Source organism: Archangium sp., from assembly GCF_057119385.1.
On record NZ_DBNGVP010000211.1, the window covers coordinates 1 to 24498 of the forward strand.

The 24498-nt window shown below is 70.4% G+C and carries 21 protein-coding genes; 7 read left to right on the plus strand and 14 right to left on the minus strand.

Features of this window, described 5'->3' with window-relative positions:
• Positions 1-134 precede the first annotated feature (134 nt).
• The 5 genes from AC16DP_RS47990 to AC16DP_RS48010 all read right to left on the minus strand — a co-directional run bounded on the left by AC16DP_RS47990 (position 135) and on the right by AC16DP_RS48010 (position 3501).
• Complete coding sequence (locus tag AC16DP_RS47990; protein ID WP_329725363.1) at positions 135-512, minus strand: hypothetical protein; 378 nt, start codon at positions 510-512, stop codon at positions 135-137.
• Between the two features lie 46 nt (positions 513-558).
• On the minus strand, positions 559-1575 hold the full coding sequence (locus AC16DP_RS47995; protein WP_329725364.1) for a dipeptidase: 1017 nt from the start codon (positions 1573-1575) through the stop codon (positions 559-561).
• Between the two features lie 114 nt (positions 1576-1689).
• Positions 1690-2283, minus strand: a complete 594-nt coding sequence (locus AC16DP_RS48000) for a hypothetical protein (RefSeq protein ID WP_329725365.1) — start codon at positions 2281-2283, stop codon at positions 1690-1692.
• 218 nt (positions 2284-2501) lie between these two features.
• Positions 2502-3023 (minus strand): hypothetical protein, encoded by a 522-nt coding sequence (locus tag AC16DP_RS48005; protein ID WP_329725366.1) that lies wholly within the window; start codon positions 3021-3023, stop codon positions 2502-2504.
• A 10-nt stretch (positions 3024-3033) separates the two neighbouring features.
• Positions 3034-3501, minus strand: a complete 468-nt coding sequence (locus tag AC16DP_RS48010; protein WP_329725367.1) for a hypothetical protein — start codon at positions 3499-3501, stop codon at positions 3034-3036.
• Positions 3502-3625: 124 nt separating this feature from the next.
• Between AC16DP_RS48010 and AC16DP_RS48015 the strand changes: the two genes are divergently transcribed.
• Positions 3626-5656 (plus strand): ArnT family glycosyltransferase, encoded by a 2031-nt coding sequence (locus AC16DP_RS48015; RefSeq protein WP_329725368.1) that lies wholly within the window; start codon positions 3626-3628, stop codon positions 5654-5656.
• A gap of 65 nt (positions 5657-5721) precedes the next feature.
• Here AC16DP_RS48015 and AC16DP_RS48020 read toward each other — a convergent pair whose 3' ends face one another.
• Together AC16DP_RS48020 and AC16DP_RS48025 are read right to left on the minus strand one after the other, a co-directional pair.
• Positions 5722-7047 (minus strand): MFS transporter, encoded by a 1326-nt coding sequence (locus tag AC16DP_RS48020; RefSeq protein WP_329725369.1) that lies wholly within the window; start codon positions 7045-7047, stop codon positions 5722-5724.
• An 88-nt stretch (positions 7048-7135) separates the two neighbouring features.
• Positions 7136-7519, minus strand: a complete 384-nt coding sequence (locus AC16DP_RS48025) for a hypothetical protein (protein ID WP_329725370.1) — start codon at positions 7517-7519, stop codon at positions 7136-7138.
• 98 nt (positions 7520-7617) lie between these two features.
• Between AC16DP_RS48025 and thiS the strand changes: the two genes are divergently transcribed.
• Genes thiS through AC16DP_RS48055 form a run of 6 tightly spaced genes read left to right on the plus strand, consistent with a single transcriptional unit; the run spans position 7618 to position 12329 of the window.
• Entirely contained in the window at positions 7618-7818 is a 201-nt protein-coding gene (gene thiS, locus AC16DP_RS48030; RefSeq protein WP_047857213.1) for a sulfur carrier protein ThiS, read from the plus strand.
• 11 nt (positions 7819-7829) lie between these two features.
• On the plus strand, positions 7830-8612 hold the full coding sequence (locus tag AC16DP_RS48035) for a thiazole synthase (RefSeq protein ID WP_073563565.1): 783 nt from the start codon (positions 7830-7832) through the stop codon (positions 8610-8612).
• A 14-nt stretch (positions 8613-8626) separates the two neighbouring features.
• Positions 8627-9235, plus strand: a complete 609-nt coding sequence (locus AC16DP_RS48040) for a thiamine phosphate synthase (RefSeq protein ID WP_329725381.1) — start codon at positions 8627-8629, stop codon at positions 9233-9235.
• A 42-nt stretch (positions 9236-9277) separates the two neighbouring features.
• Positions 9278-10282, plus strand: coding sequence for a hypothetical protein (locus tag AC16DP_RS48045; protein ID WP_329725371.1), 1005 nt, complete (start codon positions 9278-9280; stop codon positions 10280-10282).
• The gene (locus AC16DP_RS48050; protein WP_329725372.1) at positions 10279-11154 is read left to right on the plus strand and encodes a DUF4129 domain-containing protein; all 876 of its coding nucleotides are present in this window, start codon (positions 10279-10281) and stop codon (positions 11152-11154) included. Before AC16DP_RS48045 ends, AC16DP_RS48050 begins: the two co-directional genes overlap by 4 nt.
• Positions 11151-12329, plus strand: a complete 1179-nt coding sequence (locus tag AC16DP_RS48055) for a DUF4350 domain-containing protein (RefSeq protein ID WP_329725373.1) — start codon at positions 11151-11153, stop codon at positions 12327-12329. The genes AC16DP_RS48050 and AC16DP_RS48055 overlap by 4 nt, the downstream gene beginning before the upstream one ends.
• 57 nt (positions 12330-12386) lie before the next feature.
• On the opposite strand, the gene AC16DP_RS48060 is transcribed toward AC16DP_RS48055, so the two are convergent.
• The 7 genes from AC16DP_RS48060 to AC16DP_RS48090 all read right to left on the minus strand — a co-directional run.
• Entirely contained in the window at positions 12387-13637 is a 1251-nt protein-coding gene (locus AC16DP_RS48060) for an ISAs1 family transposase (RefSeq protein WP_329725374.1), read from the minus strand.
• Between the two features lie 157 nt (positions 13638-13794).
• Positions 13795-15057: a TolC family protein gene (locus tag AC16DP_RS48065; RefSeq protein WP_329725375.1), complete on the minus strand. Its 1263-nt coding sequence runs from the start codon at positions 15055-15057 to the stop codon at positions 13795-13797.
• A complete protein-coding gene (locus AC16DP_RS48070) occupies positions 15054-18248 on the minus strand; it encodes an efflux RND transporter permease subunit (RefSeq protein ID WP_329725376.1) in 3195 nt (1064 codons plus the stop codon). Before AC16DP_RS48070 ends, AC16DP_RS48065 begins: the two co-directional genes overlap by 4 nt.
• Before the next feature lie 15 nt (positions 18249-18263).
• Positions 18264-19391 (minus strand): efflux RND transporter periplasmic adaptor subunit, encoded by a 1128-nt coding sequence (locus AC16DP_RS48075; RefSeq protein WP_329725377.1) that lies wholly within the window; start codon positions 19389-19391, stop codon positions 18264-18266.
• A gap of 163 nt (positions 19392-19554) precedes the next feature.
• Positions 19555-23664, minus strand: coding sequence for a hypothetical protein (locus AC16DP_RS48080; RefSeq protein WP_329725378.1), 4110 nt, complete (start codon positions 23662-23664; stop codon positions 19555-19557).
• 96 nt (positions 23665-23760) lie between these two features.
• On the minus strand, positions 23761-24207 hold the full coding sequence (locus tag AC16DP_RS48085) for a hypothetical protein (RefSeq protein ID WP_329725379.1): 447 nt from the start codon (positions 24205-24207) through the stop codon (positions 23761-23763).
• 20 nt (positions 24208-24227) lie between these two features.
• A partial coding sequence (locus AC16DP_RS48090; protein WP_483957099.1) for an SMI1/KNR4 family protein occupies positions 24228-24498 on the minus strand: 271 nt, incomplete at its 5' end.

A 24498-nucleotide genomic window follows, 5' to 3' on the forward strand; every position in this document is an offset into this window, starting at 1 on the left:
CACCCCCTCTACCTACTTCATCAGTAACTCCTGCGCCCGAACCTCAGGAGTCGGGCCGCGCTGCTCCTACCCATTTCTGGATCACCCGCCTTGCCCATCCCCGGGATTTATCGATAGCTCTTGAGCCCCACCCGTCACGGATTGCAGGTGACGTGGGTGTCGTCCATGACGCACGAGCTGCACGTGCTCACCTGGACGAGCACGCCCATGCGGCACTCCAGCCGGGCCTTGCCGTCGGCCGTGCACAGCCCGCGGCCCTCGGCGGACGCCGCGCACGCATCCCCGGCCCCGTTGCCATTCATGTCACAGAGAATCTCGGTCCCGGACTCGCCGCACCCCGAGGCCCCCCGGCACGGCAGCGCGCGCCAGACCTTGTCACGGCACTCCAGTGCCTGCTCCTCGGAGGCACAGGTGTAGCCACCTCCCGAGCAAGCGTCGCCGGCCTTGACGCCACAGGCGGACAGCAGGAGGGAGCCGATCATCAACGAGAACAGGACGGAAGAGCGTGTCATCACGGCGCCGGACGATTCCAGGCGCCGGGGGCCCGGTCAACCCGTGTCACTCCCCGAGCGTCTCGCGGAAGTACCTCCGGAAGTTGCCCCCGAGGATTCGCTCCACCAGGGCCTCCGGATGGCGGCGCAGCAGGGCCTCGGTGAGCTTGGGCAGGTCCGTCACGTCGCGGATGCCCTTGGGCAGGGCCACCATGCCGTCATAGTCCGAGCCGATCCCCACCCCCTCCTCCCCCATCACCCCCAGGGCGTGCTCGATGTGCCGCACCACATCGTCGATGGCGTCTCCGCCCAGGTACACCGGGGCCAGGATGATGCCCACCACCCCACCCCGCCCGGCGATCTTGCGCAGCACCTCGTCCGACAGGTTGCGCCACCCGCCTCCCGCCCCGCGCACCCCCGTGTGCGAGGAGAAGATGCGCGCCGTGGGGTGCGCCAGGATGTCCTCCAGCGTCCGCTCGGAGGCATGGGCCACGTCCACGCTCATGCCCACCCGCGCCATCTCCTCCAGCACCGCGTGGCCCAGCGGCGACAGCGGCCGGTTTCCCATCAGCGGGAAGGACGAGCCCCCCGCCTCGTTGTTGGACAGGTGCGTGAGGCCCATGAAGCGCACGCCCCGCTGGTACAGCTCCGCCACGCGCTCCACCTGGCCCTCGATGGCGTGCGCGCCCTCGATGCCGAGCACCGCCGACAGCCGCCCCTGGGCGAGGTTCTCCTCCAGCGCACGCCCCGTGGTGGTGATGCGCACCTGCCCCTCGGAGCGGCGGCAGAACTCCGCCAACCGGTCCACCTGCCACACCGCGCGTGTCCACTCGCTCTCCCGGGCCTCGCGCGGCCAGCCCCGCCAGACGGCGAAGGCCTCGAAGCCCCCGATGAAGGGAAAGCCCCGCGTCACGATGGTGAAGCACTGCAGCTTCATCCCCACCTCGCGCAGGCGGGGAAAGTCCACGTGTCCCTCCGAGGAGCGCTCGCAGAGATCCCTGTTCCACATCAGCGAGTCCGCGTGCGAATCCGCGATGCACCAACGCTGGTGGAGCTCGAGCACGTCACCCGTCTTGAGAGCCATGGCCGCAGTCTCGGGCTTCCCGTCCGTCACGACAAGAAACTCCGGAATGGGACTCGGGATGGACGACGGCCCCCGCCCGGAGGCGGAGGCCGCGTCCCACCGTGTTGCGCGCGACTACTTGTTCTTCACGCCCGGGTGCTGGGCGCTCATCTTCTCCACCTCGATGCTCTTGAGCATCATCTTGCCGTTCGGATCCAGCGAGTAGGAGGCGCGGACCTCGTCACCGGCCTTCAGATCCTTCAGGGCCACCGGCTTGTCGTCCTTCATCACCTTGAGCTGCTGGTCGGCCTGGAAGCGCATCACCTGGTTGTTCTTGTCCGGGACGATGATCGCGATGGTGTTGGCCGAGGCGGACTGGATGGTGCCCTCCACCTCCTCGGTCTTCACGTTGGCCGCGGTGTCGTTCTTGTTCATCGTGGTGCCGCTGCCACCCGTGGCCTGGTCGTCCCCGTCAACCATCTGCTTGTGCTGGGCATCGGCCAGCTCGCGCTGCTCCTCCACCAGGTTCTTCTCGGCGTCGGACATCTCCTTCTGGCTGTCCTGGCGCACCTCGGCGAGATCCTGCGCCGACTCCTGGCGCGTCTCGGCCACGTCACGCTGCGCCTCGGCCACGTCCTTCTGCTCGCTCTGGACCTTGCTGCGATCCTGGCAGCCCACCGTCAAACCGAGTCCCGCCACCGCCATCACCGCCATCATGAGCTTACGCATGGTGCCGCTCCTTTCGTTCCTCACCAGGGGAGGAAGCTCCCCGGCGTGTGCCAGGAAACTGGTGACCTGCATCGCGGGTGCACAGGGCTTGTCGGAGCGGAAAACCGGCACAGGGGCAGAGGCCCATCGGCGGAGGGCCCGGCGGGCTGCCTGCTGAAAATGGGAAGAATTCGCGGCTTTCCCCGCATTCACCCCGGCCGCGGCACTCCCCCCCGGGGTCAGGAGCCGCCGTCGCTGCCCGCTGGCTCACAGAAGGGCGCACCGCCCGAGGCCCAGCGGTCGATGAGCTCGCGCTGTTCCTCGGTGGGCTGGGGGCTCGCCGCGGGCGGCATGGTGCGGAAGACAACGGTGCGCGCGTGGATGCGGGGCGCCATCCACTTCGCCCCCGCGATGCCCCCATCCGCCTCGTACAGGTCGAGCCGGAAGTCCGTGCGGCCGCTGCCCGTCGTGGTGGCGCCGTGGCACGAGGACACGCAGTTGGCCGCGAGGATGGGCTGGATGTCCTGGCACCAGGTGGGCACCGGCCCCGAGTTGGGGTCGGCGGTGCCGGGCCCGTTGAGCACCTCGCAGGTGCGCCCCGCGCCGGGACGTGCCGCGACACAGGTGTAGGGCCGGGGGCAGTCGGCCAGGGACTCGCACGACTTGCCGGAGAAATCGGGGGCCTCGATGGTGCAGCCGGTGGCCATCACGGCACAGAGGCCCAGGAGACTCGGACGCAGGCTCGGGAGGATGCGCTTCATAGAAGAGCCCTTAAGTACCACCGTCCGCGCAGAGGGGTGTACCGCCAGCGATCCACTGCCGGAGCAGCTCCCGCTCGGCGGTAGAGGGAGCGGGGCTGCCCGTGGGCGGCATCGTCTGCGTATCCACCGCGCGAGCCTTGATGCGGGCGGCCATGTCCCGGGCCCCGTTCACCCCGCCGATGGCCGCGTACTGGTCGAGCCGGAAGTCCGTGCGTTTGCTGCCGGAGGTGTCCGCGCCGTGGCACGAGGCCACGCAACTGGCCGCCATGAGGGGGCGGATGTCCTTGCACCAGGTGGGCACGGGCCCGGCATCGGCGGAGCCCGCGTCGGTCTCCAGCGGGGCGGGCGGGTACACCACCTCGCAGGAGCGCTGCTCCGCGGAGACCGTCACGCAGCGGTAGGAGGCCGGGCACTCGGAGTCGTCCGAGCAGGGATGGCCCGGCCCGGCGTTCTCGGCGAACAGACAGCCGGAAGCCATCAGTGCGCAGGCGAGCACCCACGAATTCGAGAAGACGCGCATGCCGTGAGGTTAGATGAATTCGGCCCCGTGCTGTAATGTCCCCGGCCTTCGCGTGCGCCGGCCCCCTCCCGATCCGCTCTGTGTGAGCGCCATCCTCGTCACCGCCCTGGTGGCGCTCCTGCCCGGCCTGGATCATCCCGGCATCCACAACTGGGATGAGGCCGTGCACCTCGCCGTGTCGCGCGGGCTGATGGACACCCCGCTGCGGCCCCACGTCTACGCCGAGCCCTTCCACCGCCCGGCCATCGACGATTGGATCAACGGGAGCCTCTGGCTCCACAAGCCGCTCGGCTCCATGTGGTTCGCGGCGCTCGGCATGCGCCTCTTCGGTGTGAGCACGGGGGTGGCCCGCTTCGGCTCCGTGCTCGGCATGGTGGCCGCCGCGCTCGGCGTCTTCTTCCTCATGCGCCGGACGGCCGGACGCTTCTGGTCCACCGTCGCCGCCTGCACCCTGCTCGTCCTCCCCTTCACCTACGAGCTCGTCCAGGGCTTCATGTTCGGCGACATGACGGACACCACGCTCGCCGGCTGTCTCGCCCTGGCCATGGTGTTGCTCGTCACGTCCATCCGGCGTGACTCGCTCCTCCTCGCGGCCCTCGCCGGTGTCGCCGTGGGACTCGGCTACCTGTGCAAGAGCACCCTCGCGCTGACCCCCGTGGGCGTGGCCGGGGTGCTCGCCGCGGGCCGGTTGCTCGGGCTCACGCAGGGCCCGAGGCCGCGTCAGCTCGCCCTGCTCCTCGTCTGCGCGGCCGCCGTGGCGCTCCCGTGGTCGCTCTATGCGCGGCAGGCCTACCCCGAGCTGTGGGCCATCGAGTCGCACGTCACCCGGAGCCACCTCTTCGAGGACGAGGCACGAAGGAATCCCTCCATCGTCATGTGGATCCGTCCGCTGGATGCGATCTTCAATGAGATCCACCTGCGCACCCTGGAGCCCTTCCCGGAGGCGCTGACGCTGCTGGCCGGGCTCTGGCTCCTCTACCGGGCCCTGCGCACCCGCGAGCTCGAGACCCTCGCCGTGGCACTGTGGCTGTGGCCCACCTGGCTCATCCTCTCGTTGGCGGCGGCGAAGGTCCCGGCCACCACCTGGGGCGCGGTGACGGCGGTGTTCTGCGCCCTCGCCCTGCTCCTGCGCGACAGCTTCCGCCGCCCCGTGCTCGCGGCGGCCGTCGTGGGCGCGCTCTCCACGCCCTTCCTGCTCCCCAGGCTGGCCTTCCTCGCGCCGCTCCGGGCGAAGCTGCCGGAGGCACTCGAGCAGACCCGGCGCGTCCCCGGCTTCTTCGAGGGACTCTGCCTCGTGCTCGCGTTCGCGCTCCTCGTGGGCCTGCCGATGCTCGTGGCCCGCGCGCGCCGGTCCCTCACGCTCGGGATGGGGGTGGCCTGCACCGCGCTCGCGCTCTACTTCCTCGCCCCGCGCACCGTGCTCGCGCACCTGAAGATGCGGAGCGCCAAGCGGGACCTGGGCGAGCGCACCCACACCAAGGAGGCGGGACTCGCCGCGGCGAAGGTGCTCCCGGACAAGGCGATTGTCTGGCTGCGCATGGAGTGGGACGCGCCCGAGCAGTTCGAGCACCTGAACTTCATGTTCTGGAGCGGCCGGATGGCGCACAAGGGCAACCCCCGGCTGGACTGGGGCCGGGCCGAGGGTTACCGGCACTACCTGGCCTCGCCCGCCGCCGAGCCCTTCGCGCCGCTGGAGGTGCCGGCCGGCTCGGCGCTGCGCCTGTACGATCTCTCCACGCCCGCCCTCCCGCCGGAGCTGCCCCCGGGAGCACACCGGCTGGACGTGGCCACCGGCAACGCGGTGGTGAGGGGCGTGGCGTTCATCCGCACCGGCTACGCGAGGGATCGCTGGGCCTTCTTCGTCTCACCGCGGGGCGTGCCGGAGACGTTGCGCGTCACGTTCCACCTGGGCGGCGAGCGGCGGCAGCTCGTGACCCTCTCGCCAGACGCCGCGCTGCGCCCCCGGGAGGCCTTCCGCGACGTGCCCTGGTTCATCATCCCCGCCCTGGGCCCACGCGCGGAGCAGGTGGAGGCCATCGAGCTGCCCGGGGCGGCACCGGTCCCCTTCAATTCCTCGGAACAGGCTGCGCGGAGCGCGGCAGGCGCACCCTGAAGCGGGTGCCCTCGATGTGGGGGCGGTGATGCGGTGCACGCAAGCGCTGGGAGAGCAACCGTGCGTTACGAGGCGCTCAGCGAGGCGAAACGGGTGCGGCCCGCGCTCAGCAGGTAGAGCGCCACCAGGAACCCCATCGCGCACACCCCCGCCACGTAATGCGCGGGCGCCAGGGGCTGCTCCTTCATCATCAAGGTGACCGCCAGGGGCGTCAGGCCGCCGAAGATGGCGTAGGAGACATTGTAGGAAAACGAGAGTCCCGAGAACCGGACCGCCGCGGGGAAGGCGCGCACCATCACCGTGGGCACCACGCCCACCACGCCCACGCAGAAGCCCGCCAGCGCGTACAGGGGCACGAGGTGCTCCGGCGCCGCGCCCACGCCGAGGTAGAGCCCGTACGTCGCCGCCAGCAGGCCGAGCGTCCCGATGCCCAGCATCCACCCGGCGCCGAAGCGATCCGCGAGCAGGCCGAAGACGACACACCCGGCGGTGAGGCTCAGGGTGGCCACGCTGTTGGCCTCCAGCGCCTGGGCCGGGGCGATGCCGTACAGCTTCTGCACCAGCGTGGGCGTCATGAGGATCACCACCACGATGCCGGCGGTGAGCACCCAGGTGAGCAGCATGGACACGGCCACCGAGACGCCATGGCCCCGCAGCACGGCCTTGAGCGGCAGCTCCCGCACCAGGGCCTTGCGCTGGCGCATCTCCAAGAACACCGGGGTCTCCGCCAGCCAGCGGCGCAGGAACACGGCGAAGAAGCCGAACACGCCTCCCACCAGGAAGGGCAGGCGCCAGGCGAAGTCCCGCACCGCCTCGGGGGTGTAGATCTTGTTGATCGCCGTGGCCACCAGCGAGCCGATCAGGATGCCGAACGTGAGGCCGGCGGTGAGCGTGCCGCAGGCGAAGCCGACGCGGTGCTCGGGCACGTGCTCGGAGACGAACACCCAGGCGCCCGGCACCTCACCGCCCACCGCCGCGCCCTGCATCATGCGCAGCACCAGCAGGGCCAGCGGCGCCGCGTAACCGGCGGTGGCGTAGGTGGGCAGGCAGCCGATCAGCAGCGTGGGCACCGCCATCATGAAGACGCTCAGCGCGAACATGCGCTTGCGGCCACTGCGGTCTCCGAAGTGCGCCATGACGATGCCGCCCAGCGGGCGCGCCAGGTAGGCGGCCGCGAACAGGCCGAACGACTGCAGCTGGCGCAACCACTCGGACGTGTCGGGCGGGAAGAAGAGCTGCCCGATCACCGCGGTGAAGAACACGAAGATGATGAAGTCGTAGAACTCCAGCGCGCCACCCAGCGCCGCCAGTCCGAGCGTCTTGACGTCCTGGAGGGTGAGCGGGCGCTGCGCGGACGGAGGAAGGGTCTCGTGGGGAGCGGAGGCCGGCATGGGGGGCGAATCAGAGCGTGAGAACCCCGGGCCGGGCAAGGGTCCTCTGGGCCTTCCCCGGCCATCACCTTGCCCCGGAAGCAGTGACTCAGAAGTGGAACGTGAGGCTCGCCGTCTCCGCGGCGGGCTCCGGCAGCAGCTCCAGGACCAGGCCATAGAGGACGGCCGCCCCCGCCACGGCATAGAGCACGTTGGCGGTGGCGGCGTTGGCGCGGGCCCTGTCGAGCGCGGCGCCGGACTCACGCGCCGAGGAGAGCGTGCGGGCCCGGTTGGCCTCGCCCTGGGCGAGATAGCCGAAGCCCGCGCCCCCGAGGAGCAGAACCCCACCAGCGACGAAGGCATACCGGTGGCCATGGAGGCCGGCCGCGCGCGTGGGGGCATCCGCGGTGCGGGAGGGCTCGGCGGCGGTGGCCGGGAGTCCCAGCGTCAGCACCAGGGCACTGGCCACGAGCCTGCTTCGGACGGTGAACATGCCCAGGAGTATAGCCAGGGGTGATGCCCGGAGTGCGCGTTGACAGCACGCGGACGCGCCTGTAGTGCGTCGGGCGCCAGCAGCAGGAGCGTCGAGCCGTGACGATCTGGATCAACGGACAGGCACGAGAAGTCCCCGAGGGAATGACCCTGGCGGCGCTGCTCGCCTCGTTGGAGGTGGGAGGCCCCGGGGTGGCGGTGGAGGTGAACGCGGAGGTGGTCCGCCGCGCGCGCCACCCCGAGTACCAGCTGTCGCCGCAGGATCGCGTGGAGATCGTCACCTTCGTCGGTGGCGGATAGAGGAGCGGACAATGAGCGTGCAGGACAAACCCCTGGTGATCGCGGGAGTGACCTTCCAGTCGCGCCTCATCGTGGGCACGGGGAAGTACCCCAGCCACGAGGTGATGAAGCGGTGCCACGAGGCCTCGGGCGCGGAGATGGTGACGGTGGCGGTGAGGCGGTTGGACCTGGCGGCGAAGGGCGAGGCCTCGCTGATGAACTGGATCGACCGCTCGCGCATGCGGCTGCTGCCGAACACGGCGCTCTGCTACACGGCGGACGACGCGGTGCGCACCTGCCGGCTCGCCGAGGAGCTGGGCATGAGCAAGTGGGTGAAGCTGGAGGTGCTGGGCGACGAGAAGACGCTCTACCCGGATGTGGAGGAGACGCTGAAGGCGGCGCGCATCCTGGTGAAGGAGGGCTTCACGGTGCTGCCCTACACGTCGGATGACCCCATCACCGCGCGCAAGCTGGAGGACGTGGGGTGCGCGGCGGTGATGCCGCTGGCGGCGCCGATCGGCTCGGGGCTGGGCATCCGCAACCCGCACAACATCCGCCTCATCCGCGAGACGGTGAAGGTGCCGGTGATCGTGGACGCGGGCGTGGGCACGGCGTCGGACGCGGCCATCGCCATGGAGCTGGGCGTGGACGCGGTGCTGATGAACACGGCCATCGCGGGCGCGAAGGATCCGGTGCGCATGGCGCGCGCCATGAAGCTGGCCATCGAAGCGGGCCGCGAGGCCTTCCTGTCCGGCCGGATTCCGCGCAAGGCGTACGCGTCGGCGTCGAGCCCGCTCGAGGGGCTCGTCGAGTAGTGGTACCGAGGGTGATGGTCATCACCGACTGGCGCCTGCCCCGGGAGCGGCTGTTGTCCGCGCTGGAGCGGGCGCTGGAGGTGGGGCCCCAGGTGGCCGTGCAGCACCGGCACCCGGAGGCCACCGCGCGCCAGTTCCTGGAGGAGGCCCGGCTGCTGGCCGGGCTGTGCCGGGCGCGAGGCAATCCGCTCTACGTCAATGGCCGGTTGGACGTGGCCCTGTTGGTGGGAGCGCACCTGCACCTGCCGGCGGCGGGCCTGACACCGGAGGATGTCCGTCCGCACCTGCCCCCGGGGCGGCAGGTGAGCGTGGCGGTGCACGACGAACAGGAAGCACGCCGGGCCGTGGGCGCGGATCTGGCGCTGGTGAGCCCGGTGTTCTCGCCGGGTTCGAAACCAGAGGACACGCGGCCCACGCTGGGGCCCGAGGGCTTCCGGATGCTGGCGGCGGCCCTGCCCTGCCCCGCCCTGGCGCTCGGAGGCATCACACCGGAGCGGGCCTCGCTGCTCGGGGAGGCAGCGGGCTTCGCGGTCATCTCGGCGGTGCTGGAGGCGAGCAACCCCGCGGAGGCCGTGAAGGCGCTGTGCACCCTCCCCTCTCCCCCTGGGAGAGGGACGGGGTGAGGGTCTTCCCCCAGGACACCATGTCACCAGTATGCTGGGCCCGTGAGCCCTCCCCCTTCGGATCTGCGTCCCCTGGCTGTCGGTGAGATCATCGATCGCGCGGCCACCTTCTGGCGCAAGCACTTCAAGACGCTCTTCCTGCTGAGCCTCGGCTTCAATCTGGTCTCCTACATCGTGAGCAAGGCCCTGCAGCTGACGGTGCAGCGGAACTTCGCGGTGATCCAGGTGGCCGCGCGGGACGGAGACATGGCGGTGCTGGCGGCCGAGTACTCCCGCTTCCTGCTGATGCTGACGGCGACCCTGGGCGTCACCTTCTGGGTGTACTCGCTGAACACGCTGGCGGTGTCCCGGTACGTGGTGCCCACGCAGCTCGGAGAACCCACGCGCCCGTCGGATGGAATGCAGCGCGTGCTGAAGCGGCTGGGCACGTTCACCGGGGCCTACCTGCTGTCCCTGCTCTGGGCGGTGGGCGCCATCCTGCTGCTGATGCTGCCCGGCGCGCTGCTCGCCGGAGTGGGCGGGGCGATCGTGCTGCGCACCGAGGGTACGATCTCGGGCATCCGGGTGCTCGGGTGGATCCTGCTGGCCGGAGGCCCCATCCTCGCGGTGCTCGGGATGGTGGGCGGACTGCTCTGGTACCTGCTGCGCTTCTCCCTGCTGGCGCCGGTGATGGCCATGGAGGATCTCCCGGCGGTGGGCTCGTTCCGGCGCTCGGGAGCCCTGCTCTCGGGGCGGGTGGGGCCGGGCTTCACCGGGCGCGTCACCGTGCGGGCGATGATCCTCGTCACCGTGGTGTCCATCATCCTGATCGCCGTGAGCGTGCTGTGCGGACTGCCCGCGATGATCATCCAGTTCATCCATGGCAGCGCGTTGGATCCGGCGGCCACCCCGGCGCCCCAGTCGCTGCTGGTGCCCGCGGAGCTGCTTCAGGTGGTGGGACAGGCGGTGTTCACACCGCTGGGGATCGTCGTCTACGCGCTGCTCTACCTGGACATGCGCGTGCGCCGGGAGGGGTTGGATCTCGAGAGGCGCCTGGAGGCGCGATGATGTCCGGGCTGGTGCTGCTGTGGCTCGCGGTCCTGCCCTGCGAGAACGCCGCGAGCGAGCTGCAACAGCTCACGGTGTTGTCCAGGGGAGAGCCGGTGGCGATGGACGCGCACCTCGAGGCGCTGGAGCAGCGCTGGGAGGGTCTGCCCCTGCGCGCACCGGGCGATGAAACCCCGGCGGAGCGAGCGGAGACGGCGGCCCGGCGCATCCAGGCGGCGTGCGCACCGCCCGAGGCCGTGCCGGAGACCCAACCCCGGACCACCGAGCCGGAGCGGCTCCAGGAGATCCTCTCTCGGCCCGAATTCGCCCAGGCGAGGCAGCGCCAGGGGGACCTGCTCCAGCGGCTGATGCGGGAGCTGAAGGCGTTCCTGGAGGAGCTGCTGATGACGCGCGAGGCGCAGGGCTTCGCGACGGGCACGCGGACGTTGGTGCTGGGGCTGGGCTTCGCGGCGGTGCTCTTCGCGGTGCTGCGCCTGCGCCACTGGCGGCGAGGCCCGGCGCGCCGTGAAGCGGGCACGGAGACGGGCGCGGCGGCCCTGGAGCTCGACTCGCCGGGTGAGCACCTGACGCGGGCGAGGGCGGCGCTGGGAGCCCGGCCGCGCGAGGCCATCCGGGAGGGGCTGCTGGCGCTGCTGTCCTCGCTGGAGGCGAAGCGGCTGGCGCGGCCGGACCGGGTGAAGACGAATCGCGAGCTGGTGGGCGAGCTGCCCGGGCGGGGAGCCTCCGCGCAGCTGACGGGCGAGGTGGAGCGGCTGGTGCGCTGGTACGACCAGGCCTTCTACTCGCTCGAGCCGGTGCCGCCGCAGGACGCGGCGCGCTTCGTGGACGACGTGGAGCGGCTGCATCAGGGGCTCGCGGGAGCGGTGGCATGAAGGTCACGCGGACGGCGGTCATCTACGGCGTGCTGGTGGCGCTGGCGTTGGGGCTGGGGCTCGCGGTGAACCAGTCCCCTGCCCCGTCGCTGGTGCCCTCGGTGGACAACCCGGGCCCCTTGGGCGTGCGGGCGCTGTACCTGTACCTCCAGGAGTCGGGCGCCCGGGTGTCGGCGCTGCGGGAGGCGTTCGACGGACAGGCGCTCGACGACAGCCTCCGGACGGTGGTGGTGGCGGCCCCCGCGGGACGGCCCGTGACGGAGGAGGAGGCCGGGGCGCTGCGGAACTGGGTCTCCCGGGGCGGAACGCTCGTCTACCTGGTGTCGAGGGAGGCGAAGGCGAGACAGCCCCAACTGGACACCTGGCTGGGGATTTCAGAGGCCCCGATGCTGGCACCGGACTCCGAGGGCCTGCCGCCCAAGGAGAAGGATCTCACGGGGACGACGGTGCGCGTCTGGGTGCCGGTAGGCCCGATGCGCAGCGTGGAGCGGCTCCGCGTGTCGCTGGACCGGGGCATCACGGTGGGGCGGCCGGAGGCGGTGCCCCTCGCCGGAGCGAAGGGCGCGGCGGTGGTGTGGCGGGTGCCGGAGGGACGCGGCGAGGTGTACGTGCTGGCGGGAACGGACCTGGCGGAGAACCGGCGGCTGGAGCTGCTGGACAACCTGCGCTTCTGGGACGCGCTGGCGGCGCGCGGGCCACTCGCCTTCGACGAGTACCACCACGGCGTGCCCCCGAAGCCGGAGCCTCCCTCGGCCCGGGGCCTGTGGGTCTTCGTGGCGCAGGGCCTGCTGGTGGGGCTGATCTACGCGGTGTCGCGCGGGACGCGCTTCGGCCCACCCCGGCCGCTGGTGGTGGAGAAGCACCGCTCGGCGCTGGAGTACGTGCGCTCCCTGGGCTGGCTGGCCCGGCGCTCGAAGGTGGAGCGCGAGCTGGTGCCGGAGCTGGCGCGGCAACTGCGGCGGCACATGCACGAGCGGTTGGGCATTCCCCTCACGCTGCCCGAGGACGAGGCGGCGCGGATGCTGGAGCAGAGCTGCGGGCTGCCAGCGGCGGACTACCTGGCCGCGAGGGAGGATCTGGTGCGCACGCTGGAGCAGCGGGAGATCCGCCCCTCGGACTACGCGCGGCTGGCGCGCCAGTACGCGCGCTTCGAGAACCTCATCACGGGCCGGTGAGGGTCGTCCGCGGACAGAAGACCCTCACCCCCTGCCCTCTCCCCAGGGCGAAAGCATTTAAATGTCGGAAGCTGCGGATTTCAGGACGCGCACCAGGTAGCCGGAGTCCCAGCCGGCTTTCTTGCGTTTGGTGGGCACGCCCTTCTTGCACGTCTTCTCGCGCCGCAGCAGCGTGAGGGCCATCCGGCTGAGCAGAGCGAAGTTTTGCGCCCCATTGTGGTCGCGGATGGGGCGTGAATCCTCGTTCATGCTCACGTCCAGGCTCCAGTGCAGGCCGTTCTCCACTCCCCAGTGTGAGCGGATGACTCGGGCCAGTTCCTCGGCCTGGGGGCACATGCTGCTGAGGTAGTAGTGCCACTCTCGTGTCGTCTTGCCGCCCTCGGTGCGCTCGCGCAGCAGCATGACGGCTGACCTCAGCTTCACCCACGTATTCGCGCTGGCTGGCGCCTGCTCCAGCTTCAACTCCAGCGCCCAGGCGCTGCGCACCTCGTGCCGGCCATGTCCCGCCTCCTCACTGCGGCTGTGAGACATCGGCTGGGCCTGGTGCTCCTCGGCGCCCTCCTGAGCCCCAGCTCGCGCCTCGTCCACGCGGCGGCCAGTTGCCTCCTCCTGCCACTTCTTCTCCTCGGCAGTGCGTACCTGGGCGAATACCTCCTGCACATGCTCGTGGAGCGGCCCCCGGTTGCCCTTGAGCGCCAGCACGTAGTCGGCCTCTGCGTCCACTATGGCCTGGGCTATCTTGGCCGTGCACCCGTTGGCGTCCACCGTCACCACGGCCCCCTTCAACTCCAGCACCTCGAGCAGCTCGGGGATTGCACTCACTTCTCCAGGGGCTCCCTCCACGGCCCTTTGCGCCAACAGCAGCTTCTGCTCGCTGGCCCACACGTGCACCAGGTGCAGCGCTGTGTCCTCCAGGCCCGTGCCCAGTGCTCCGCGCACGCTCTTGCCGTCCACCGCCACCACTTGCGCGTTGAGGTCCCTCACCAGCGTCTTCACCCACCTGCGGAAGCACGCCTCGAAGGCCCTTGGCTCCAGGGCGCAGAACACTCGGCGGAAGGTGTCCTTGCTGGGTACTCCGTTGGGCATGTGCAGCAAGGTGGCAAACCAAGCCACATGCGCCAGGGCGAACTCGTACACCGTCTCCCAGTTGTTGGCCCCGCCAATCACCGCGCACAGCGCCATCGTCAAGACGTTGTACAGCGAGTGGAGCTTGCCGCGCTCCACTCGGGGGTCTTCCAAGCTGCTGAAGTGCTGCCAGAGCACGTTGAGTGCTTGCTCGCCTTGCTGGGTCTGCGCTGATGACTCCATGAGTAGCTCGCAGCATATGACTTTCCGCGTCCACTCGCTCTACCAAGTCACCCAGCGATTACTACTCCCTGAGTAGGCAGCCCGCCTTTTTCTCTGGCCTTCCCACCCTTAAATGCTTTCGCCCTGGCCCTCTCCCAGAGGGAGAGGGAGCGACGGCCTACTCCTGGACCGCGAAGGAGCCGGCGGCGCGCAGCAACCGCAGCGCCGCGAGCGACGTCTGCAGACGCTCGGAGATGGCACCCACCTCGGCGTTCGTCAGCGCGGAGTTGGCGTCCGCCACCTCGAGGTAGGTGGCCACACCCGCCTTGAAGCTGATCTCCGTGAGACGCTGCGTCTCACGCGCCAGCCCCAGGGCCTCCTCGGCCTTGGTGAGGTTGGCCTGCGCGTTCTCGAACTCCAGCCGCGCGCGCGACACCTCCTCCACCGCCCGGGCCTCCGCCTGCTTCTGCTGGGCCGACGCCTCGGCCACGCGGGCGGACTCCTCGCGCAGGTTGATCTCCCGGATGCCGCCGTCCCAGAGCGTCCACTGCGCGCTCAACGACAGCGCCCAGACGTCGTTGCGGCCCGCGAAGCCCGCGGCGTTGCTGAGCCGGTAGACACCGGAGAAGCCCACCGAGGGCGCATAGGAGAACCACACGCCCTGCTTGCGGCCCAGCGCCAGGTCCAGGTTGCGCCGCGCGGCGGCAACGTCCGGCCGCTGCTCCAGCGCCTGCTTCACCAGGTCCTCCCCCTGCGCGGGCACCTGCGGCACCGGGGGCAGCTCCAGCGTGAAGTCCGCGTCCCGCTGGATGAGCGTGGCGAGCGCCAGCCGCGAGGAGGCGAAGGCGTTGCGCGCCCGCACCAGATCCTGCTCGGCCCGCGCCCGGTCCAGCTGCGACCGGAGGAGGGCCACCTTCGTCACCGTGCCCGCATCGAAGCGCTTCCGCGTGTCCGACTCGCGCGCCGTGTTCACCTCCAGGAGGAACTGCGTGGCACGGATGGCCTCCTGGTAGGCGGCGGCGCCGAAGTAGGCCTGCGCCACGGCGAAGAGGATCTCCCGCCGGGCGTTCTCCGTGTTCAGCTCCGCCACGTCCTCGGCGATCCCCGCGTTGCGGATGGCGGGGATCAGCGCGGGCGCGATGACGGCCTGCCGGACCTCCGCCTGCGCGCCGAGCTGGTCATACGGCTGGATGACGATCTGCGGACCGCCCGGCAGCGTCACCACCGCTTCATTGGAGTTGCGGGTGTAGCTGGCGCCCACCGAGATGGTGGGCAGGTACGCGGCCCACGCCCTGTTGGACAGGAGACGGGACTGCTCCAGCCGGGCGCGCGCCACCTTCAGGTCCAGGTTGTTCTGACGGGCCGACGCGAGCGCCTCGTCCAGGGTGAGCACCGGAGTCGCGGCGCTCACCGTCAGCGTCACTGCGAGCAAGGCAATCATGCTGCCTCCGAATCATGTGCCGGGCGCAGCTCGGCGAGCGTGTCGCCGCCATAGGCCCGGGCTACCTCGGCCTCGCCCGTCTCCTCGGGCGAGCGCTTGGAAGCGAACTTCCGGCCGAACCACGCCGAGGCGTCATCGAACAACGAGTAGGCCACCGGCGTCACCAGCAGCGTGAGCACCAGCGACAGCGTCTGTCCACCCACCACCACTCCGGCCGTGGCCTGGTTGAAGCTCGCGCCCACGCCCTTGGAGAGCAGCAGCGGAATCATGCCCGCCACGAACGACAGCGTGGTCATGAGGATGGGCCGCAACCGGTCCTTGCTGCCGTGGACGATGGCCTCCAGCCGCGGCAGGCCTTCACGCCGCAACTGGTTGGTGTGGTCGATCTGCAGAATCGAGTTCTTCTTCACCACGCCGAAGAGCACCAGCAGACCCAGCATCGAGTACATGTCGAGCGCCTGCTTGAACACCAGCAGGGAGATCAACGCGAAGGGCACGGTGAGGGGCAGCGACAGGAGGATGGTGATGGGGTGGATCCACGACTCGAACTGCGCGGCGAGGATCAGGTACATGAAGATGAAGGCCAGGCCGAACGCCAGGGCGAAGTTGCCCACCGTGCGGCCGATCTCTCGGGACTGACCCGCGGGCCTCGCCGCGTAGCCGGCCGGCAGCTTCGACTCCGCGATGACCTTGTCGAACCTCTCCACGATCTGACCCGTGCTCACGCCGGGGGCGGTGTTGGCGGTGAGCATGATCTGCCGCTGGCGGTTCATGCGGCTGATCTGCGAGGGGCCTTCCTCCCGCTGCAGCTTCACCACGTCCGACAGGGGGACGGAGCCGAGCCGGGCCGAGGGCACGGTGAGCTGGCCGATGTCCTCGATGCTGGCGCGAGCGGACGGCTCGGCGCGCAGCCGCACGTCGTACAGGTTGCCGTTCTCCACGTAGGTGGACACGTCGAGGCCCCCCACCACCATCTGCAGGGTGCTGGCCACGTCGGGCACCTGCACGCCCAGATCCGCGGCGCGCGAGCGGTCGATGTACGCGCTCACCTCGGGCTTGCCGATGATGAGGTTGCTGTCCGCGTCCACCACGCCGGGAATCTGCTTCAGCTTCGCCAGCAGCAGGGAGGCCTGCTTGCCCAGCTCGTCGAACTCGGGGCCCGTCACCACGTACTGCACCGCCGCCTGCGAGCCCGCACCGCCGAAGAGCGGCGCGTTGGACACGCTCACCCGGTACTCCTTGGGCATCTTGGAGGTGATCTCATGGCGCACCTTGTCCATGATCTCGTCCTGGGTGGCCACGCGCTGATCCGGGTTGACGATCTTCACGAAGATGCCCGCCACGTTGGGCGTCTTGTCCGCGCCCTCACCGATGGTGACGAGCGTGGAGGTCACCTCCGGGATCTTCTCGCGCATCTCGCGGGCGACCCGCTCGGTCACCAGGAGGGTGGAGTCCAGGCTGGTGCCTTCCGGCATGCGGACGCTCACCTGGAACTGGGCCTCGTCGCTCTTGGGGAGGAAGCCCTTGGGCACCTTGCCCATGAGCGGACCGCACGAGCCGAGCGTCACCACCGAGGCCACGACGGCCACCCAGCGGTGCGCCATCACCCAGCGCAGGGCGCGCTCATAGGCCCGCTCCAGGGGCAGGTAGATGACGTCGGTGGCGCGCTCCAGCAGGGGCTTGCGGTGATGGCCCCCGTGCTCGCCAGACGCCGACGGGGCCAGCCACCGCGCGCACAGCATGGGCGTGAGCGTGAAGGACACCAGCAGCGACACGGCGATGGAGGCCCCCATCGTCAGGCCGAAGCTGCTCAGGAAGCGTCCGGGCATGCCGCCCATGAAGGCCACCGGGAGGAACACCGCGAGCAGCGACAGCGTGGTGGCGAGCACCGCGAGGCCGATCTCCTTGGTGGCCAGGATGGCGGCCGGGAAGGGCTTGAGCTTCTTCTCGTGGATGAAGCGGTGGATGTTCTCCAGCACCACGATGGCGTCGTCGATGACGATACCCACCGCCAGCGCGAGCGCCAGCAGACTGATGCTGTTGAGGTTGAGGTCCAGGTACTTCATCACCGCGAAGGTGCCGATGATGGACGTGGGGATGGCGAGCGCGGCGATGATGGTGCTGCGCCAGCTTCCGAGGAACAGCAGCACCACCAGCGCGGCGAACAGACCGCCCAGCAGCAGGTGCTCCTGCACCGCGTGGACGGCGGTGAGGGTCGTCTCCGAGTTGTCGCGCACCACTTCCAGCGAGTAGCCCGGCGGCAGCGACGTGCTCAGCTCCGCCACGCGCCGGCGCACCTCCGCCACCAGCGCCACGGTGTTCTCACCGGACTGCTTGCGGATGGACAGCAGCACCGCGGACTTGCCGTCACGCATGGCGGCCGTCTCCGGCTCCTCCTCACCATCCTCCACCCGGGCCACGTCCTTCACGCGCAGGATGTAGCCATTGCTCTCGCGCAGCACGAGGTTGCCCAGCTCCTCCACGCTCGTGACACGCCCGCGCAGACGCAGGGTGAAGCGCTGCGGGCCCGTCTCGATGCTGCCACCCGGCATCGACATGTTCTGCGAGGCCAGCGCCGCCTGCAGCTGTCCCGCGCTCACGCCCGCCGCACGCATCTTCACCGGATCCAGCCACACGTTCACCTGGCGCTTGCGGCCACCGATGATGTTCACCTGGCCCACGCCCTGCACCGTCTCCAGCCTCCGGCGCAGCACGCGATCCGCGTACTCGGTGAGCTCGCGCACGGGCTTTTCCGCCTGCACGGACAGGATGATGACCGGCACGGAGTCCGGATCGAACTTCTGCACCAGCGGCGTCTCCGCGTCGCGCGGCAGGTTGTAGGTGATCTGGTTGATGCGGTCGCGCACCTCCTGCACGGCCACATCCACGTTCTTCTCCAGGACGAACGTGATGACCACCGTGCTCACGCCCTCGGCGGTGGTGGAGTTCATCTCGTCGATACCGGAGATGGTGTTGACCGCCTCCTCCACCTTCTCGGTGATGTCGGTCTCCATCTCCTCGGGAGCGGCGCCCCGCATGACCGTGTTCACCACCACGACGGGGAAGTCCACCTTCGGGAAGCGATCGACGTTGAGCTTCACGTAGCCGGCGCCGCCGACCACGCAGATCAGCAGGATGAGCACCGACGCGAAGACGGGCTTCCGGACACAGATACTCGCGAGCCATTGCATGTGCGGTGCCCTCGCCTACTGAAGCTTCTGGCCGTCGCGCAGATCATCCCGCGCCACCGCCACCACGCGCTCGCCCACGCGAACGCCGGCCATCACACCCAGCGAGTCCGCGGCGGACCCGCTCACCTGGACGACGCGCTCCTCCAGCCGCCCATCGCTCACCACGAAGACCTTGCGGCGCGCGCCGTCCTCGAGCACCGCCGTGCGCGGCACCACCGGGAGCTGCTGCTCGCCCAGCTGCACCTTCGCCGTGGCGAACTGGCCCGGCAGCAGCGTGCGATCCTTGTTGGGCACCAGCGCCTCCACCACCAGGTCGCGCGTGCCGCGGCGCAGGCCCGCGCCCACGAAGGACACCTTCGTCTTGTGCACCATGTTGGGCGTGGCCGTGAGGGTGAACTCCACCTCCTGGTCCTTGCGCACGAAGGCGGCCGAGGACTCGGGCACGGTCAGCTCCAGCCGCAGCGGATCCAGCGCCACCAGCGTCACCACCTTGGAGTCCTGGCGGACGTACTCGCCCACGGACACCGCGCGCTCGGCCACCACGCCATCGAAGGGGGCGCGGATGGTGGCGTCGGTGGCGTTGATCTCCAGCAGGCTCAGGCGCGCCGTGCTGGCCGCCGCCTGCGCCGCCGCGTTGCGGCACTGGGCCTGGGCGCGATCATGATCGGCGGTGGACACGGAGCCACCCTCGAAGAGCTTCTGGTTGCGCTCGCACTCGGCGTCGGCCAGGGCCTGCTGGGACTTGACCAGGGCCAGCTGGGCGCGGGCCTCCTCGAGGCTGGCCGCGGCGGTGCGCGAGTCCAGCTTCACCAGCACGTCGCCCTTCTTCACCACCGAGCCGCGCTCGACGTGCACGGACATCACCTTGCCCGCGGCGCCAGCGGCCACGTCCGAGTCCTCGTAGGCCGACAGCGAGCCGGTGAGCGTGAGGAAGCGCGGAACCTTCGCCTCCCCCACTTCCACCGTGTCCGCCTTCACGGCGGACTCCTGCGCCGAGCCCGAGGCCTGCTGCGCCCCCGGCTTCTGCGCGGCGTCCACGCGCGAGCCGCAGCCCGCGCCGAGCGTCAGCACCAGCCCGCCCGCAACCAGCACCTTGAACGTCGGGGCCTTGCCCGTCCTGCCATTCCGAAGAAGCTTCTGCATACCTGTGCTCCCGTGCGCCCTGGCCCTCCTCTGGGAGGGTCAGTTCCTCGGCCCGAGATAAGTTAGTGACCGCAAACTAACTAATCCCCGGGGGGAGGGGAAATGTCAAGCACAGGATGCGGCAGGCAGGCAGGCGTCGCGGGGGGTTGTGGGTGGGCGGGGCTCACCAGCTGGAGCTGCCAAAGCCCGAGTCGTTCGAGCCCCCACTGGAGGAGCTGTCGCTGCTGCTCCAGGAGGAGCTGGAGAAGCCCGAGTCGCTGGAGCTGCTGAAGAAGGAGCTCGAGCTGTCCGAGCTGCTGGAACTGCTCGAGCTCCAGTCGCGCTCGCGCTGCCGCTCCCGTTCCCTCTCGCGCTCCCGTTCCCTCTCGCGCTCCCGCTCCTCCTCGCGCCGCCGCTCCTCCTCGAGGTATTGGGCCACCTGTTGTTCGGCCAACGAGATGGCGGCGAGAGCGAGCTGCGAGGCGTTCTCCGCGGCCGCCTGGGCGGACGCGTAGTCGCCCTGATGCAGGGCCGAGCGGGCCTCGGTGAGCCGCCGGGAGCCGGGATTCCCCGAGATGGAGACGCCATGGGCCGTGGGCCACTCCTTGGCGCGCTTGACCGGATTGGCCGCCTCCTTGATGGCGCGCACCGCACGCTCGGCGGCCTCCAGCTCGTTGCGCAGCGCGGCGGCCTCACGGGCCACCTGGAGCTCGAGCCGCTCGCCCTCGGCCTCGATCGCGAGCCAGTCGCCATGGGGCTGGCTGAACGTGTCATCCGTCTTCTGGAGCTCCCCCCTCAGTGCGCCGATCGCATTCACGGCGCGCGTGGTCTCGCGGCTGTCGGTGATGCCGTCCGTCGCGGCGCGCCGCACCCACTCCTGGGCGATCTCGAGCGCCGATCGGGCGGCGCTCAGGCTCTCCCCGGCGCGAGCGTGCAGCGAGTGATCATTCGCCGCGCTCCGCTGGACGTCGGTAAGTGCCAGACTCGCCGCCGACAGCCGCTCGGCCGCCGAGAGCGGGTCACCGGGCAGGACGCCCACCCTGGCGCGGGCCGCCTCCACCAGCCCCCGCGCCGCCTCGAGCGTGCCTCGAGTGGTCGCCGTGACGCGGGGATCGGCCACGTCCACGGCGCATGCGGCGGCGAGCGCCTCGGCCGCCGAGAGCAGCTGCGGGTTGCTCTCCTCGGCGGCCTGGAGCTGCCGCACCTTGTCCGTGAGCTCGTCGAGCCGGTGCGCGGCGAGCACCTGTTGCTCCCGCGCCTGGCCGACCCGCTCGGCCGAGGCGAGCAGCCGTCCCTGGGAGAACAGCTTGCTCGCCGACTGGAGCAGTTCCGCGGCCCGCTGCGTGTTCGCGGCGATCTCGCGCAGGTTGTCCTGGACGGTGCCATTCGCGTGGGGGCGCACCGGATCGTCCGCGCGCAATCTCAGCGCCGAGGGCAGGTAGCGGCGCATCGCTTCCGTCAGGGGGGCCTGGCGCTCGGCCACGAGCCCCGCGAGCCGCCGCGCCTCGGCACGGCGCTCCTCGCACCAGGCCTCGAAGCGGGCGTGCACCTCGCGGCTCCGGGCCACCAGCTGCGCCGCCTCGGATGCTCTCGCCAGCGCGGCCTCGACTCCGGTACGCGCCGTCTCGAGCTCACCGCGGCTCAGTGCCTCGCGCCCCTGCGCGAGCGACTGCTCGCCCGAGGTGATGTGCACGGAAGGATCCCTCCCCTCCTCTCGCAGCATCGACACGGGCGCCAGACCCAGGGCCTGTCCCAGTCCGGCCCGTGCCGCCTCGATCTCCGCCCCCACCCGCGTCAGTCCGGCGCGGGCGCGTCCGCACAGCTCCGCGAGCCGCCCCGCCTCGGCCGCGCGCTGCTCCAGCTTCCCGAGCGCCTCGGCGAGGACCTTCACGTCATCATCGGCCTGGCGTGTCACCAACGCCCGCGCCACCTCGTCCGCCTGACGGTGGAGCGCGTCGCTCGCCTCGTCGAGCCACTGGCGGGACAGTCCGGCGGACACGAGCGCCTCCCCCGCACGCTCCGCCAGGGGCAGCACCTCCGAGCGGCCACGCGCGAGCACGGGCAGCAGCGCCGACGCGTCCGCGGCCTGCCGGCGTGCGGTGACGAGCGGCCCATGGAACGCGCCGAGCGGATCCTCCACCAGGAGCGAACGTGCCTCCGTCAGCAGGGCCTCCAGCGACGGCACGACCTGCTCGAGCATCGCGGGGACGCGAAGCCGCACGGCCCCCGGCTCCGCCGTGCGCACCTCGGCGATGAGGCGCTCCAGCGCCGCGACACCCTCCCCCGCCTGGCCCGGCACGTCCTCCAGCACCTGGAGCGCCGGGAGGACGTTGCTGGCGCGCGTGTTGAAGGCCTCGATGAGCGCCTCCAGGGACAGGGAGAACGGCTGGTAGCTGGCGAGATCTCCGATGAGCCGCTGCTCGGCGGTGGGGAGGCCCCGCAGCACGAGCTCGATGCCGTCATCGGGGTGGAAGACGATGGGCTCGTCGCGCAGCAGGCGCGTCACCCGCTGGAAGGGCGAGGCCGACAACTGGGCCGTGAGCCAGCCCAGGGCGCCCTTGCCGGAGAGCAGCGCCTCGGCCTGCTCCAGCACGCGCGAGGCTCCCACGGACAGCAGGAACAGCTCATCCACCTCGGAGGCGACCGTCAGGGCCCGCTCGCGCGTGGTGCCCGCGTAGCGCTTCTGGATCTCCTCGCGCGAGCGGCCAGCGGCCAGGTGGGTCCGGTCGAGCAGCCCGAAGAGCGCCTGCATCTTCTCGTCGAGGGCCTTGCGCCACTGGGCATGGAGGCCGGCGGCCTCGCGCATGTGCCGGTTGCGGCGGGTCCGCAGGAAGACGAGGAGCACGCCCAGGGCCAGGGCGGAGAGGCCCACGAGCACGTTGCGGAGGGTCGCGTTGCGCTCGGCCTCCTCGATGCGTTCGCGGGCCATCCGGTACGAGGAATCACTCGAGTGCAGCAGGGCCATGAAGGAACGATCCTGACGCGCGAAGGACTCGCGAGCCCGCCGCAGCGCCGCCTGTGCATCCGCGAGCTGTTGCCGGGCGACCTCGACGCGGGATTCCTTCTCGAGGGCCTCGAGGAGACGGGCCTGCTCGTCCAACAACGGCGCCTGGCGGGCAACCTCGGACAGGAAGGCGTCCGCCTTCTGGCGCAGGGCCTCCGCCTCGGAGAGCAGCGCCTCGTGGCCGGGCGACAGCACGGCGACGGCGGAACGCGCCCGCCCGAGTGCCGCGTTCGCCGCCTCCAACTCCGGTGCGGCGAAGGCCTTCCAGCGGGACTCCTCGAGTGCCGCGAGCGCCACCGAGGCCTGATTCAGCCGCGAGAACGTCCGCTGCCAGGTGGCGAACGTCTCGGACACACCGTTGAGGACGGCGCGCACTTCCTCGTAGGCCGTGTTCGCCTGGTCGAGCTTCGGGTCCGGCGGCAGGCCGGTCCTTGGATCCGGCGGCTTCTGGCGCTTGGAGCCCGGTGCCGCGTCGAGGAGCGCGAGGGCCTTGGCGGCCTTCACGCGCAGGCCCACGAAGTCGGGATTCGCCAGCGGGACACCGGGCGGAGGGGTGCCTCCGAAGAGCTCCTTCTGCTGGGCGATGAGCATGTCGAGAAAGCCCGGTACCCGCTGCAGCAGGTCACGCAGCGAGGCGCGAGCGCTCTCGCGATCGGCGATCGCCTTCTGGAGGGCACTCTCGCGGTCCTCCTGCTCCTTCTGGATGCGGGCCGCCAGCTCCCTGTCGATGGAGACGATGGTGTCGGTCACCGCATCGACGATGCGCCCCCCGCCGCGCATGGCGGCGATGGCCGGGGCATCGAGCCGCCCCTTCCAGTTCGCCTCACCCAGGCCACGCCGGTCCTGGGCCTCGGAGCCGAAGTACGACAGGTTCCGCTCGCGCAGAGACAGGAGGAAGATGGCGCCATCCGGCTCACCCGTCACCTGGTGCTTCAGGGAGCCGAAACCCGTGCGGTTCGACAGTCCCTTGCCGAGCGCTTGCTTCACCGCCTCGATGCCCTGGAAGGAGGTGCCCGCGGCATCGGTGAAGCGCTCCCCTTCGGCGCTCTCCAGCAGCACCACGGTCCAGTGGGGATGCAGCATGCTCGACCACTCCTCGAGCTCGCGAAGCTGCGCGTCGGAGACCCCGATGTTCCCCTTCACGTAGACGTGCTGGGAGGAGGACCAGAGCTGCACGACCTCCGTGGCGTTCGTGACGCGCCGGGGCTGGCTGGCCGCCCGCGCGGGCGGGCTGGCAATGGCGAGGGAGAGGAGGACGAGACACGCCGCGGCCAGGAAGGGGCGATTCATCGAGTCCGCTTATAGCCGACCCCCACCGCGAAGTGGATGCGCCCCCCCTTCACGCCCAGTGCGCATGAGGTCTGATGAAGCCAACCGAGGACTGGCTCAGGGACGCAGGCCGAAATGCCGCCGGACACGCTCCGCGTGCTCCCGCAGGCCCGCCTCCTCCAGCCGGACAACGGCCCACGCGAGCGCCGGCTCCATGCGGGGAACGACGACATAGGGCCAGGTGGGCGGACTGAGGTGGAAGAGGACGTTCAACCCGAGCCGGAAGATGGGGGTGTTGATGATGAAGGCATTGCCGAGCAGGGACTCCCGGATGAGCCCATCATGCAAGGTCGTCCACTCCACCTGCCTGCGGCGCAGCTCGGCCGGGAGCATTCCCACCTGGAGCAGATCCGAGACGATCACGTAGGGCTGCCGTCGACGGTAGAAGGACGCGGACTCCTCCAGGTACTCCTCGAACTGCGGAGGCGATGCCACCCCCACGACACGCACCATGAGCAGCGGCCAGAGCGAATCGTCGAAGGTGCAGAAGCGCGTGCCGGGCATGGTTCACGCACAGTTTACCGTCAATCGTCGTGCAACCCCTCCAGCAGTTCCTGGAAGCTGTTGGCGATGGGGAGGATGGACATCTCCACCGTCACCAGGACGATCCGGGGCTGATGGGTTGAGCCCCTATAGTCAAAGCACAGGTACTCCCCGCCCGGCGTCTTCCCAATCGGCATAGGGGGGTAGAGAGGGTAACTCCCTACTCCCCCTGCCACACCACCGGACAGGCGGATCCGCATCCGGCGGTTCGGTTGGTTGAGGTTATCTCTCCCGACGTCCGTTTTCGTTCGC

Bases quoted from the DNA above. Each gene is read 5' to 3' on its own strand.
- AC16DP_RS48050 (WP_329725372.1), top strand. From the start codon at position 10,279: ATGATGTCCGGGCTGGTGCTGCTGTGGCTCGCGGTCCTGCCCTGCGAG.
- AC16DP_RS48080 (WP_329725378.1), bottom strand. From the start codon at position 23,664: ATGAATCGCCCCTTCCTGGCCGCGGCGTGTCTCGTCCTCCTCTCCCTC.
- AC16DP_RS48060 (WP_329725374.1), bottom strand. From the start codon at position 13,637: ATGGAGTCATCAGCGCAGACCCAGCAAGGCGAGCAAGCACTCAACGTG.
- AC16DP_RS47995 (WP_329725364.1), bottom strand. From the start codon at position 1,575: ATGGCTCTCAAGACGGGTGACGTGCTCGAGCTCCACCAGCGTTGGTGC.
- AC16DP_RS48025 (WP_329725370.1), bottom strand. From the start codon at position 7,519: ATGTTCACCGTCCGAAGCAGGCTCGTGGCCAGTGCCCTGGTGCTGACG.
- AC16DP_RS48085 (WP_329725379.1), bottom strand. From the start codon at position 24,207: ATGCCCGGCACGCGCTTCTGCACCTTCGACGATTCGCTCTGGCCGCTG.
- AC16DP_RS48020 (WP_329725369.1), bottom strand. From the start codon at position 7,047: ATGCCGGCCTCCGCTCCCCACGAGACCCTTCCTCCGTCCGCGCAGCGC.
- AC16DP_RS48000 (WP_329725365.1), bottom strand. From the start codon at position 2,283: ATGCGTAAGCTCATGATGGCGGTGATGGCGGTGGCGGGACTCGGTTTG.
- AC16DP_RS48075 (WP_329725377.1), bottom strand. From the start codon at position 19,391: ATGCAGAAGCTTCTTCGGAATGGCAGGACGGGCAAGGCCCCGACGTTC.
- AC16DP_RS48065 (WP_329725375.1), bottom strand. From the start codon at position 15,057: ATGATTGCCTTGCTCGCAGTGACGCTGACGGTGAGCGCCGCGACTCCG.
- AC16DP_RS48070 (WP_329725376.1), bottom strand. From the start codon at position 18,248: ATGCAATGGCTCGCGAGTATCTGTGTCCGGAAGCCCGTCTTCGCGTCG.
- AC16DP_RS48005 (WP_329725366.1), bottom strand. From the start codon at position 3,023: ATGAAGCGCATCCTCCCGAGCCTGCGTCCGAGTCTCCTGGGCCTCTGT.
- AC16DP_RS48055 (WP_329725373.1), top strand. From the start codon at position 11,151: ATGAAGGTCACGCGGACGGCGGTCATCTACGGCGTGCTGGTGGCGCTG.
- AC16DP_RS48035 (WP_073563565.1), top strand. From the start codon at position 7,830: ATGAGCGTGCAGGACAAACCCCTGGTGATCGCGGGAGTGACCTTCCAG.
- AC16DP_RS48040 (WP_329725381.1), top strand. From the start codon at position 8,627: ATGGTCATCACCGACTGGCGCCTGCCCCGGGAGCGGCTGTTGTCCGCG.
- AC16DP_RS48010 (WP_329725367.1), bottom strand. From the start codon at position 3,501: ATGGCTTCCGGCTGTCTGTTCGCCGAGAACGCCGGGCCGGGCCATCCC.
- AC16DP_RS47990 (WP_329725363.1), bottom strand. From the start codon at position 512: ATGACACGCTCTTCCGTCCTGTTCTCGTTGATGATCGGCTCCCTCCTG.